This is a genomic window from Dinghuibacter sp., assembly GCF_035492835.1.
GTDB lineage: Bacteria > Bacteroidota > Bacteroidia > Chitinophagales > Chitinophagaceae > Dinghuibacter.
The window spans coordinates 1-12,085 of record NZ_DATJIY010000108.1 but is presented as its reverse complement, the minus strand read 5'-3'; the positions used below and the strand labels follow the sequence as shown (position 1 = coordinate 12,085).

The following is a 12,085-nucleotide window of genomic DNA, read 5'->3' as shown; positions in this document are numbered from 1 at the left end:
TTCCTCGTTTTCGCCAAATGTTTGGCGAAAACGAGGAAAAAAGTGGGGTGGACCCCTCAGACCCCCCGGGCACGCTTTGGAGCAACGGCAAGGCAGGCGCAGGGTAAGGGTGAGTAGGGATGACCGGGTGGGTAGGGTGTGGTTTTTTTTATACTTTAGGGGTCGCTATGCAGAAAGACGTCATTCTCCAGATCAGCAATAAGATCAAGGAAAAACGAAAGGAACGGCAGATTACCCTACAGGAGCTGGCTGATAAGGCGGGTGTTACCAAGGGTTTTATCTCGCAGATAGAAAACAACCGGACGGTTCCTTCGCTGACGGTGCTGCTCAGCATTATACGATCGCTAAACATCGACCTGAACGCTTTCTTCGATGAATTGCAGGGTGACAATGGCGAAGAGGACAAGGTGCTGGTGCGTACAAAGGCGCAATACCAGGAGTTTCAAAAGGAAAATGCGCGCGGCTTTTTGTATCAGCGGATCCTGTCCACCCACGTCCAGGACAAGCACATCGACATCGTCCTGCTACGGCTGCAAAAGAATTCCCGGAGGGCGATGGTGCGTACCGACGCCTTCGAGTTCAAATATGTCATCAGCGGGAATATAGAATACACCATCGGGGAGAACAAGCACATCCTGGGGCCCGGCGATTCCATCTACTTCGATGCCCGGGAACCGCACAACCCAAAAAATATCGGGGAAGAAGAAGCCGTTATCCTGGTAGTTTACTTCTTCATAGATAAATAACATCGATTTCGGGCCAAAAGTTTAATTATACTATACCTTTGGCCTCATGAACAAGGTTCAATTGGTCGTATTCGACATTGCCGGCACCACGGTGCTCGACGGAGGAAATGTAGCGATAGCGTTTTCCCAGGCCATGAAGGAACATGGCTATACCATCGACGTAGAGGAAGTCAATCCCCTGATGGGCTATAAAAAACCGGTGGCCATCCGCATGTTGCTGGAGAAATACGAAAAAGATCCCTCAAAAATCACCGATAAGCTGATCATCGACATCCACGAGCGATTTGTCGTACTGATGATCAGCTACTATAAGACCGGGCAGGGCGTGGAGCCCCTCCCCGGCGTTGACAAGGTATTTTCCTATCTCCGGGAGAAGGGCGTGAAGATCGGCCTGGACACCGGTTTTTCCAAGGACATCGCTCAGGCTATCCTGGACCGCCTGGGATGGCAAAAGGAGGGCAAGGTGAACTACGTCGTAGCGAGCGACGAAGTGCCCTCCGGCCGCCCGGCGCCTTTTATGATCCAGAAAATGATGGGTGAGGCGGGTATCTCCGATCCCCGCCAGGTGGTCAAGATCGGCGACACCGAGGTGGACATCAACGAAGGCCTGAATGCCGGTTGCCTGTTCTCCATCGGCGTCACCACCGGGGCGTTCACGCGGGAAGAACTGGAGAAATACCATCCGACGCACATCATCGATCACATGGAAGAGCTCATCCCGATACTCGAAAGCGTCAACTGATGGCCGACCTGCTTGTCGTCGGCGGGGGCGTACTGGGCACTTTCCACGCTTTTCATGCTTTGCGGCGCGGCCTGTCGGTCACCCTCATCGAAAAAGACCAATATCCCATCCAGGCAACGGTCCGCAATTTCGGCCAGGTAGTACCCAGCGGTATGGCCGGCCGGTGGTTCGATTATGGCTGGCGGAGCCTGGAGTGGTACCGTTTTCTACAGGAGCACGCCGACATCACCGTCCGTCCGGGCGGCACGGTATATATCGCTTCGGACGCGGAGGAACAGCAAATCATCCACGAGCTCAAGGGCATCATGGATGGCCGCGGCTATCCGGCGTTGATGCTGACCTCGGCCGATTGTCTGGAGCGGTGGCCTTCCCTTCGGTCGTCGTATTGCCGGGAGGGTTTGTATTTCCCCGATGAAGTGAGCGTGGCGCCGGAGCGCATGATCTACCGGGTGCTCGACTACATGGTCGAGACCTTTCCGCGGTTCACCTACCGGCCGCTGACGACCGCGGTGGACTGCTATCCGTCCGCAGAGGGCGTGACGGTGGTCACCAACGCGGGGGAGCGGTTGACCGCCGCCAAAGCCGTCGTGTGTAACGGAGGGGAGTTCAAGCTCCTCTTTCCCCAACTATTTGCCGCCAGCGGTATCGTCGTCAGCAAGCTGCAGATGATGCGGACCCGGCCGATGCCCGACGTAGCGTTGAGGGGGAACATCCTAACCGGTCTGACCATCCGCCGGTACGAGTCATTTGAGGAGTGCCCCTCCTTTGCGGGGCTGTCCGTACCGGAGCACCTCCGGGAGCTAAAGGAATGGGGGATTCACGTGCTGTTCAAACAAGCCGATGACCATAGTATCATTATCGGCGATTCCCACGAATACGCCGGCGCCATGGAGGCCGACGACCTCGGTTTTTCGCTCAAAACGCACGTCAACGAGCTCATGCTCCGCGAAGCGGAACGCATCGTGTCCTTCGACGTGCGCAACCTCGACCGTGTCTGGGCGGGGTACTATCCGCAGCATAAGGAACGCGACATCGTGGAAGAAGACCTTTCCGGGGTCATCCATATCCGCACCGCTATAGGCGGGAAGGGCATGACGTCCGCCGCCGGCTACGCTGAAGAGAGCATCGCGAAGTTGTTCGCCTAGGCCATCTCCGCCATGGGCTGCGCCGCGATCATCGCGTCTTCCACGGGCACGGTTTTGCGCATCTTCCGCATGAAGTAGCGATATGACAACCCGATACAGACGATCCCCACCAGGGCGACGATGGTCAGCGCCCATATGAAGAACGACCCCCAGGACAGGGAGTGAGTCCCGAATTCCTTGTAAAGCAGCACGCCCACGCTACCGGCGTAGCCGATCGAGTCGGCTGCATAGATCAGGAAACCGATGTTACCCTTGATGCGGAACACCGCGATCAGACGTTCGAAAAAGATGACCTGGTAAGGGATATAGGCCATGTACAGGCCGAACGCCGCCAGGTACATCAGGAGCACCGGGGACACCATGTGGTTGTAGAAAAGATAAGAGCCCAGACCGATCGACAGGAACCCTAACAGGATTAGCGCATGGGAGAACTGGAAGGCCTTTTTGTTGCTGCGGATAAAAACCAGCGCGATCATACACAGGGAGACCAGGATTGAAACCGGGGTATCGATGGATGCGTATACCGAAGGCGCCACGGGATGCCCCGCCAGCCCCTGCCAGATTTCCACCTCGAAATTATCCCTCAGGTCGCGCATGGCCGTCAGCGTGATGTACAGCCCGAGGTTGAAAAGGAATCCCGGCCAGAAGCTGCGTAAAAAGGCCCTGCGGTCGGCCGCGAACATCTGCGTCCGTTCGGACCGCGCCGCCTTGTCCTCGGCGGTGGGGGGTGGCGTCAGGCTGATGAGCCACACGAACAGCAGCATGGGCAGGAAAAAAATGGCGCCCACCGTAAACGGCATCCACTGCTCCTGCATATGCCAGTCCACCACCATCGTCCGGCCGATCCACTTTACGACCCCGGCCGAAAAGATCAGCGATGCCGCCAGGACGGTGGCCATCACCTCCGTTGCCCTCCGTCCTTCCAGGTAGCTGTATACGAGCCCCCAGATCAACCCGAGCGGCAAGCCGTTGCAATACATCCATGCGATCCCCCACGGCGCCGGCGTCATCGCCAGTCCCAACAGACACAGCCACGCAAAACACAGCAAGCCAATGATATAGAATGGACGTCGTTCCGGCTTGACTTCCGAAATGAATTTGATCCCGATGAACTTGCTGGTGGCGTACCCGAATACCTGCGCAATGACCAGCAACACCTTGTAATCCATTTTCCAAAATACCAGGCCCTCAAAGGTCGCCGCCGCAAAGCTCTTCCGGAACCCATAGGTACACACATAGATACAACAGGCGGAAACGCTGCTCAGCAGTAAAATGGTCAGGGGTGATGCCTTTTGCATCCTCTGGCGGAGGACCTCGGTGGTGCGCATAATATTAAAGGTAGGGTCTTGCCATGGGTAAACTGTTTTATGGAATTGTTACTAAATGTTTACTTACGCTAAACTCGCCCGGCGAGCGCTCGGCGCCTTCCGGCGCCCTCGGACGGTCGCCGGCGCCCCGGCCGGTCGGTAAACGGCTTTTCCGGGTCGGCGAAACCTGCATCCCCCAGGCAGCGAAAAGGTGCCGGTTAGGGGTCTTATTATTAGTTCCAGATTATACTTTTTGCCACTAAGTAAGTTGTTCGCCCAGCCCTGCCAAGGCTGGGCTCTTTGTTTTCATAGATACGGGTAATAGAAAAGCCCCCAGCCGAAAGGTTTGGGGGCTTTTTGTATGTTTTGGCGCAAGGTGCGGGCGGCGCTAGCGCAGGAACAGCATTTCGCGGTACTTCGGGAGCTCCCAGAGTCGATCGTCCACGAGGATCTCGAGCTTGTCCACGTGGTAGCGGATCTCGTCGAAGAAGGGTTTTACCTTGTCGCAGTAGGCGATGGCGCGGGCGCGGCTTTCGGCGATGGCGTTGGCTTCCTTGCGGGCTTCGGTCATTTCCTCGACCTTGGCGCGGACGACGTTGATGTGCTCGGAGATTTCGGTCAAGACATCCAGCTGCGCCTTATAGGTGGATTCGGGCAGCCCGAGGTCCTTCATGCCCTTGATATTTTGGATCAGGGTGTTCTGGTAGGTGAAGGCGGTGGGGAGGATGTGGTTGGTGGCCAGGTCGGCGATCACACGGCCTTCGATCTGTACCTTTTTGATATAATCTTCGAGAGCGATCTCGTGGCGGGCTTCCAGCTCGACGTGGTTGTAGACGTGGTGGGTCTCGAAGAGCTTTTTGGCCTTGCTGGTCACGAAGGCATCCAGGGCCGGCGGGGTGGTCTTGACGTTGGGCAGGCCGCGGCGCTCGGCCTCTTTTTGCCATTCTTCGCTGTAACCGTCGCCTTCAAACAGCACTTTCTTCGCGGAAACGATGTATTGCTGGATGATCTGCATGATGGCGACCTCTTTCTTTTCCCCTTTTTCGATCAGCGCGTCGACTTCTTTCTTAAAGTGCTGGAGCGTGTCGGCCATGATGGTGTTCAGGGTGATCATGGCGTTGGCGCAGTTGGCCGAAGAGCCCACGGCGCGGAACTCGAATTTATTGCCGGTGAAGGCGAAGGGGGACGTACGGTTACGGTCGGTATTGTCCAGGAGCAGCTCCGGGATGGTCTTGTGGATGTCGAGCTTGAGCATGATCTCGTCCTGCTCGCTGAACTTTTTGCCCACGCGGCTTTCGACCTCGGCCAGGACCTCGGTAAGGTATTTCCCGATAAAGATGGAGATGATGGCGGGGGGCGCTTCGTTGGCGCCAAGGCGGTGGTCGTTCCCCGCGGACGCGATGGCGGCGCGCATCAGGTCGGCGTGATCGTGGACGGCCTTGATGGTGTTCACGAAAAAGGTCAGGAACATCAGGTTGGTCTTCGGCGTTTTACCGGGGGCCAGCAGGTTGACGCCGGTGTCGGTGGCCATGCTCCAGTTGTTGTGCTTGCCCGAGCCGTTGATCCCGGCAAAGGGCTTTTCGTGCAGCAGCACGACCAGGCCATGGTGGGCCGCCACGCGGCTCATGACGTCCATCATCAGGATGTTGTGGTCGACGGCCAGGTTCACTTCCTCGAAGATGGGGGCGCACTCAAACTGCGAAGGGGCCACCTCGTTGTGACGGGTGCGCAGGGGGATACCCAGCTTGTAGCACTCCGACTCGAAGTCGCGCATGAATTTGTAGGCGCGTTCGGGAATCGAGCCGAAGTAGTGGTCTTCCAGCTGTTGGCCCTTAGCGGGGGCGTGGCCAAAGACGGTGCGCCCAGTCATCGTCAGGTCGGGACGGGCGTTGGCAAAACCGGCGTCGATCAGGAAGTATTCCTGTTCCCAGCCCAGGGTGGCGGTTACCTTGGTGACGTTCCGGTCAAAGTAGTTGCAAACCTCGACGGCGGATTTGTTGAGGGCGTCGAGCGCCTTGAGCAAGGGCGCCTTGTAGTCCAGTGATTCGCCGGTATAAGAAACGAAGATCGTCGGGATACAGAGCGTCTTGCCTTCCCCGGTTTCGATGATAAAGGCGGGTGAGGAAGGGTCCCAGGCGGTGTACCCGCGGGCTTCGAAGGTGGCGCGGATGCCGCCGGACGGGAACGAGGACGCGTCGGGTTCCTGCTGGATGAGCGCGGCCCCGTCGAATTCTTCGAGCGCGGACCCGTCGCTCTTCAGCGTAAAGAAGGAGTCGTGCTTCTCGGCAGTGGCGCCGGTAAGAGGCTGGAACCAGTGGGTGAAGTGCGTCACGCCTTTTGATTCGGCCCATTGACGAAGTCCGGCTGCGATCTGGTTGGCCATGTTCCGGTCGATCCTTTTACCGCCTTTTATGGAAGCGGCGAGGCTTTTGTATCCTTCGTCACTCAAAAACTCGCGGGCGGTCTTGAGCGTGAAGACGTTCTCATTGAAAATGGCGGTGATCCGGGAGGTAGCGGGCGCTTCCACTTCCCCCTTGTCAGCAGTGAGCTTGTCAATAGCTTTGAATCGTAGGGATGACATCGATAAAAAATTTAGTTGGGCAAAAAAACTTTAAACTTAACAAAAAAACAATTTTTTTGCGGCCCTCCGCGAGGAAATTATAAAGATGCAATTAATTTATAATGCCTTGCGCGGTCGAACGAGCGGCAGCAGGCACAGCCCCAATACCAGGGGGAATAACAGGGCGCGGTAACGGATGACGGCCCCCATCACGGGGATGGTGTATCCGATCAGCAGGCAAAACATGACCGTGAGCCACGCCCAGGAGGCTTCGAAAAACGACCGCCGTACCCGGCGCGTAAAGCCGTACACCAGGAGAAGCCATAACAGCCAGACTTCCAGCGCACTAACCAGATATTTGCGGCCCTCCCAGGGCGCCGGCCGGAAAAGCCCGGTCCAGACCGCCCCTGGCAAATGGGAAAGATAGGAGCCCGCGGTGAGCGGTTGCGCGGTCGTTGCGCTTTCGGGCCGTAGCTCGTGCAAGGCCAGATATTCCTGTTGCCGGCTGACCTGCTCCGGAACGGTCACCGCCAGCAGCAGGGCGCCCGCCACCGTCAGGAAGAGCCAGCCATACGGCCGGCGCAGCCGCCACGCCAGTACGAGGAGGAGCAGGAGGGCGAGGAAAAACGCCTTAAAACAGGCAAAGAGGAGACAGATCAGCACAAAGCGCCAGACCGGCGGACGCCGCGGGGCCGCGTCTCCATCGGAATGCGGCGCCGCCGACACGAACAGCCGGTAGGCGTCCCACGCAAACCATCCGAGCAGCGCGAAAATCAGCCCGTCCGAATGTAACCCACTGTAGCAGAACAGGAAAGTAGGCAAGAGGAACGGCAGGGCGTACCAGACGTGCGCCCGCCCGGGGTACAGCGCCCGGAACAACCGCATCAGGCGAAGCCATCCGGTAAATGTCAATACCGCAAAAAGGACGGTGTCCGCATACACATTCCCGCCCGTGAGGAGATTCATGACCAGGAGCAGGAGCACATACACGTTTTCCTTGAGGTTATTCCAGGCGTTGTAGTGCATCCAGAACGACCAGCTCCCGTGGGTGGGCAACGCGTAGTTGAAGAAATCGGCGGGCGTATGGATCATCCCTGCGAGCTGGCGGCTTTGGTCGTAATATCCCCACACGTCCGAGGTGGCGGGCCGAAGATGGAAGTACAGGTAAGCGTACCCGAGGGCGCAGAGCAGCTTGACGCCTAATAGACCTACGACCCAGCGGGTTGGGAGGGGCAAAGGGGCAGGGGCCATGGCCCGAAGGTATGAAAAGGGCCCGACAAGGCGGCGGAGCTGCCTAGGAATCATGGGTGTGTCTTCGTAACTTTGCGCTTCCACTCTTTCAAGGAACATAATGGATACGACCGTCGACGTTGCAGAAAAACTGGGCATACGGCCCGAAGAATTCGAAGCCATCAAAGGCATCCTGGGCAGAACCCCCAATTTTACCGAACTGAGCGCCTACTCCGTCATGTGGAGTGAGCACTGTAGCTACAAGAACTCCATCAAATGGCTCAAGACGCTGCCCCGGGACGGCTCGAGGCTGCTCGTCAAGGCGGGGGAGGAAAACGCGGGCCTCGTCGACATCGGCGACGGCGACGCGGTCGTGTTCAAGATCGAATCCCACAATCACCCCTCCGCCATCGAGCCCTTTCAGGGAGCGGCCACGGGCGTGGGCGGCATCCACCGCGACATCTTTACCATGGGCGCCCGGCCGATCGCGGCGCTGAATTCGCTCCGTTTCGGTAACCTGGAGGAGGAAAAGACCCAGGGTTTGCTGGCGGGCATAGTACACGGGATCGGGCACTACGGGAACTGTTTTGGCGTGCCTACCGTGGGGGGAGAAGTCTATTTTGAGGAATGCTATCATACCAACCCCCTCGTCAATGCGATGAGCGTGGGCGTCGTGCGCGTGGGCAAAACCATCAGCGCCACCGCCGGGAACGTAGCGGGTAATCCCGTTTTTATCGTAGGCTCGGCCACGGGTAAGGACGGGATGGGCGGCGCGGCTTTTGCCTCGGCGGATATAACCGAGCAAAGCGCGGAACAGCTCCCCGCGGTACAGGTCGGCGACCCCTTCCAGGAAAAAAAGCTCCTGGAAGCCTGTCTGGAAGTGATCGCGCACGGCGGCGTGGTCGGCATGCAGGACATGGGCGCCGCGGGCATCATCTGTTCCACGTCCGAAATGAGCGCCAAGGGTGGCGTCGGGATGCGGATCGACCTCGACCGCGTGCCCACCCGCCAGAAGAACATGAAGGCCTGGGAGCTGCTGCTTTCGGAGAGCCAGGAGCGGATGCTCATCGTCATGGAAAAGGGCAAGGAAGCCGAAGTGCTGAAGATATTTGAAAAATGGGACCTGCCTTGCTCCCAGATCGGCGAGGTGACTGGCGACGGTCGTTTGAAATTCTACAAAGAAGGGGTTCTGGAGGCCGATGTTCCCGCCGAAAGCCTGGTGCTCGGCGGCGGCGCGCCCCAATACGACCGGGAATACCGCGAACCAAGATATTTTGCACAGATTTCCGCCTTCGACGCTTCCGCCGTGCCCCAGCCCGCCGCTCTGAAACCGGTGGCGGAGCGCCTGGTCCGCCTCCCGGGGATCGCGTCCAAGCGCTGGATCTATACCCAGTACGACAGCATGGTCGGCACCGGCAACGCCTCCACCAACGCCCCCAGCGACGCGGCGGTCGTCCTCGTCAAAGGCACCGGCAAGGCGCTGGCCGTGACGACGGACTGCAACAGCCGGTACGTCTATGCCGACCCCCACAAGGGCGCGATGATCGCCGTAGCCGAGGCGGCCCGCAACATCGTCTGCTCGGGTGGTCAGCCCCTGGCGATCACCAATTGCCTGAACTTCGGGAATCCTTACGATCCGGAGGTCTACTACCAATTCGTACACGCCATCAAGGGCATGGGCGAATCCTGTCTCGCTTTCGACACGCCCGTTACAGGCGGGAACGTCAGTTTCTACAACCAATCCCCGGACGGCCCGGTGTTCCCGACCCCGACGATCGGCATGGTCGGTCTGCTGTCTTCCTTTGGCGACCGTATGACCCTCGACTTCAAGACCGCCGGCGACGCGGTCTATCTCCTGGGCAAGGGACGCGACGACATAAGTTCTTCCGAGTACCTGCATAAGATCGTAGGCGTGGCGCACTCCCCCGCGCCCTACTTCGACCTGGACGAGGAAAAGGCCCTGCAGGCGTTTGTCCTCAGCCTGATCCGAAACAAGAAGATCCGCTCCGCGCACGACGTCAGCGAGGGCGGTCTGGCGGTTTGTCTGCTGGAAAAAGCGTTTCCCCGCGGACTTGGCTTCAACGTAAAGACCGGCGAGAGCCTGCGTCCCGACGGCTACTGGTTTGGCGAAGCCCAGGGGCGCGTCGTCGTGAGCGTCGGCCGCCAGGGCGCCTCCGCCCTCGAAACCGCCGCCGCCGCCGCGGGTATACCCTTTGAAAAGCTGGGGGAAGTTACCGACGGGTTGGTCCGCGTCCAGGGTGAAGACTGGGGCATGATCGGCGCCTGGAAACAGCACTACGACACCGCCCTCGAAAGCCACCTGCAGAACTAGATACCATGACACCCAACGCACAAATCATCGTTACCGGGGCCGCCGGTTTTATCGGCAGCGTCCTGGTGGGATACCTCAACGAGCTGGGATACCAACGGATCACCGTGGTGGACGACTTTTCCCGCGCGGACAAGGTCCCGAACCTGGAGGGTAAGCGCTACCTGGCCAAGGTCGAGCGTTCCGAATTGTTCGACTGGTTGGCGGCGGAGAGACCGGCAATCGACTTTTTTTTCCATATCGGCGCCCGCACCGATACCACCGAGTTCGACTACAGCGTGCACGAGGCGCTCAACGTGGAATATTCCAAAAAGGTCTGGTCCTACTGTGTCCGGAGCGCCACGCCCCTGGTTTATGCGTCCTCCGCAGCTACCTACGGGGACGGCTCGCTGGGGTATAATGACGACCACGAGTCGCCCTTCCACCTCCAGCCCCTCAACCCCTACGGCGTCTCCAAGAACGAATTTGACAAGTGGGCGATCAAGAGCCCGGTCCAGCCGCCGTTTTGGGCGGGGCTGAAGTTCTTTAACGTGTATGGGCCCAACGAATACCATAAGGGCCGGATGGCCAGCGTGATCTTCCACGCGTTCCATCAGATCCGCGATAAAGGCGAGGTGGCGCTTTTTCGCTCGCACCGCCCCGACTTTGAAGACGGGCAACAGCTCCGCGATTTTGTGTATGTAAAGGACGTCGTCAAGGTCTGTACCTGGCTGATGGATAACCGCCCCCCCAACGGGCTGTATAACCTCGGCACGGGGAACGCCCGATCCTTTTACGACCTGGCGCGCAACACCTTCGCCGGCCTCGACCTGGAGCCGAACATCCGTTTTATCGATATGCCGCTGGATATCCGCGATAAATACCAGTACTTCACCGAGGCGAATATGGCGAAACTGGACGCCGCGGGCTACCCGGAGCCATTTTATAGCCTCGAGGAAGGCGTCGGCGACTACGTCCGGAACTACCTTGCGCCGCAAAAGTTCTATTGACCATGGCCCCTTACGGGCCGAATGTTGAATAGCCGCCCCGGGCGGCCCGAAAGCTGATCTTATGTCCAACAAACTTGCCATCATCGGCGGCGGCAACCTTGGCCGCGCGATCGCCGAAGGCCTCATCAAGAGCCGGTTCCTGCCCGCGGGCGACATCATCGTTACGCGTCGCAACACCGCGTTGCTGGAGGACCTCGCCGCCCAGGGCGTGGTCGTCATGAGCGATAACGTGGAAGCCGTCCGCCAGGCCCGCACCGTGATCCTCGCCGTAAAACCTTTCAACGTCCGCGACATCCTCCGCGAGCTCGGCCCCACGCTGTCGGCGCAGCAACACCTGCTGATCTCCGTCGTCACCGGGGTTTGGATGGATGAGCTCGAGCAAGCCGCCGGCAAAACGCTCCCCTTGTTCCGCGCCATGCCGAACACCGCCATCGCGATACAGGAAAGCATGACGTGTCTCAGCCACGTCCACGCCTCCTCCGAACAGGTGGCCTTCGTGCAGCAACTGTTCGATACCCTGGGCCGTACCGTTACCATCGACGAAAAGCTCATGGATGCTTCCACCGTGCTGGGCGCCTGCGGGATCGCGTATGCGTTGCGCTTTATCCGCGCGAATATCCAGGGAGGTATCGAGATCGGCTTCGACGCCAAGACCGCGAGCCTCATCGCCGCCCAGACCGTCAAGGGCGCGGCGGAGTTGCTGATCCGCACCGGCCGCCACCCCGAACAGGAAATCGACAAGGTCACCACCCCGAAGGGCTGTACCATCGCCGGTCTCAATGAGATGGAGCATCAGGGGTTCAGCTCGTCCCTCATCAAGGGGATCGTCGCCTCCTACGACAAAATCCTCAAGCCCTAAATCCGCCCGGCTCCCGCCCCACCGTCCCTGCCCGGCTCGCCTCGGGTTGCCCGGCGACAGATTCCGCCCCCGTTCGTTCCCAAGCGTGTAGGCCTTGCGGAGTGGGGTGGGGTGCCTCTTTTATCCCGTTTTGCGAAACGTTTCGCAAAACGGGATAAAAGAGGCACCCCACCCCACT

9 protein-coding genes are annotated in these 12,085 nt (G+C 59.0%); 6 read left to right on the top strand and 3 right to left on the bottom strand.

Annotation, left to right across the window (positions count from 1 at the left end):
* Positions 1-167 precede the first annotated feature (167 nt).
* The 3 genes from VL547_RS10335 to VL547_RS10325 are packed head-to-tail and all read left to right on the top strand — an operon-like array spanning position 168 to position 2,633.
* Positions 168-746, top strand: a complete 579-nt coding sequence (locus VL547_RS10335) for an XRE family transcriptional regulator (RefSeq protein WP_325577585.1) — start codon at positions 168-170, stop codon at positions 744-746.
* Positions 747-792: 46 nt separating this feature from the next.
* Positions 793-1,488 carry an HAD hydrolase-like protein gene (locus VL547_RS10330; protein ID WP_325577584.1) on the top strand — a complete coding sequence of 232 codons (696 nt, stop codon included), beginning with the start codon at positions 793-795 and terminating at the stop codon, positions 1,486-1,488.
* Positions 1,488-2,633 carry a TIGR03364 family FAD-dependent oxidoreductase gene (locus VL547_RS10325; RefSeq protein WP_325577583.1) on the top strand — a complete coding sequence of 382 codons (1,146 nt, stop codon included), beginning with the start codon at positions 1,488-1,490 and terminating at the stop codon, positions 2,631-2,633. Before VL547_RS10330 ends, VL547_RS10325 begins: the two co-directional genes overlap by 1 nt.
* Here VL547_RS10325 and VL547_RS10320 read toward each other — a convergent pair.
* The 3 genes from VL547_RS10320 to VL547_RS10310 form a co-directional block, all read right to left on the bottom strand.
* A complete protein-coding gene (locus VL547_RS10320) occupies positions 2,630-3,961 on the bottom strand; it encodes a DUF5690 family protein (RefSeq protein WP_325577582.1) in 1,332 nt (443 codons plus the stop codon). The genes VL547_RS10325 and VL547_RS10320 overlap by 4 nt on opposite strands.
* A 367-nt stretch (positions 3,962-4,328) precedes the next feature.
* Positions 4,329-6,521, bottom strand: a complete 2,193-nt coding sequence (locus tag VL547_RS10315; protein ID WP_325577581.1) for a glutamine synthetase III — start codon at positions 6,519-6,521, stop codon at positions 4,329-4,331.
* A gap of 96 nt (positions 6,522-6,617) precedes the next feature.
* Positions 6,618-7,751, bottom strand: coding sequence for a hypothetical protein (locus VL547_RS10310; protein ID WP_325577580.1), 1,134 nt, complete (start codon positions 7,749-7,751; stop codon positions 6,618-6,620).
* 100 nt (positions 7,752-7,851) lie between these two features.
* On the opposite strand from VL547_RS10310, the gene purL reads away from it, so the two are divergent.
* The 3 genes from purL to proC all read left to right on the top strand — a co-directional run bounded on the left by purL (position 7,852) and on the right by proC (position 11,907).
* Positions 7,852-10,062, top strand: coding sequence for a phosphoribosylformylglycinamidine synthase subunit PurL (gene purL / locus VL547_RS10305; protein WP_325577579.1), 2,211 nt, complete (start codon positions 7,852-7,854; stop codon positions 10,060-10,062).
* A gap of 5 nt (positions 10,063-10,067) precedes the next feature.
* Positions 10,068-11,048, top strand: coding sequence for an ADP-glyceromanno-heptose 6-epimerase (gene rfaD / locus VL547_RS10300; protein ID WP_325577578.1), 981 nt, complete (start codon positions 10,068-10,070; stop codon positions 11,046-11,048).
* Between the two features lie 61 nt (positions 11,049-11,109).
* Entirely contained in the window at positions 11,110-11,907 is a 798-nt protein-coding gene (proC, locus tag VL547_RS10295) for a pyrroline-5-carboxylate reductase (RefSeq protein WP_325577577.1), read from the top strand.
* Positions 11,908-12,085 lie beyond the last annotated feature (178 nt).

What these genes read in the sequence shown, in the direction of transcription:
- VL547_RS10315 (WP_325577581.1), bottom strand. Translation starts at nt 6,521, where the DNA reads ATGTCATCCCTACGATTCAAAGCTATTGACAAGCTCACTGCTGACAAG.
- VL547_RS10330 (WP_325577584.1), top strand. Translation starts at nt 793, where the DNA reads ATGAACAAGGTTCAATTGGTCGTATTCGACATTGCCGGCACCACGGTG.
- proC (WP_325577577.1), top strand. Translation starts at nt 11,110, where the DNA reads ATGTCCAACAAACTTGCCATCATCGGCGGCGGCAACCTTGGCCGCGCG.
- VL547_RS10335 (WP_325577585.1), top strand. Translation starts at nt 168, where the DNA reads ATGCAGAAAGACGTCATTCTCCAGATCAGCAATAAGATCAAGGAAAAA.
- VL547_RS10320 (WP_325577582.1), bottom strand. Translation starts at nt 3,961, where the DNA reads ATGCGCACCACCGAGGTCCTCCGCCAGAGGATGCAAAAGGCATCACCC.
- VL547_RS10310 (WP_325577580.1), bottom strand. Translation starts at nt 7,751, where the DNA reads ATGGCCCCTGCCCCTTTGCCCCTCCCAACCCGCTGGGTCGTAGGTCTA.
- rfaD (WP_325577578.1), top strand. Translation starts at nt 10,068, where the DNA reads ATGACACCCAACGCACAAATCATCGTTACCGGGGCCGCCGGTTTTATC.
- purL (WP_325577579.1), top strand. Translation starts at nt 7,852, where the DNA reads ATGGATACGACCGTCGACGTTGCAGAAAAACTGGGCATACGGCCCGAA.
- VL547_RS10325 (WP_325577583.1), top strand. Translation starts at nt 1,488, where the DNA reads ATGGCCGACCTGCTTGTCGTCGGCGGGGGCGTACTGGGCACTTTCCAC.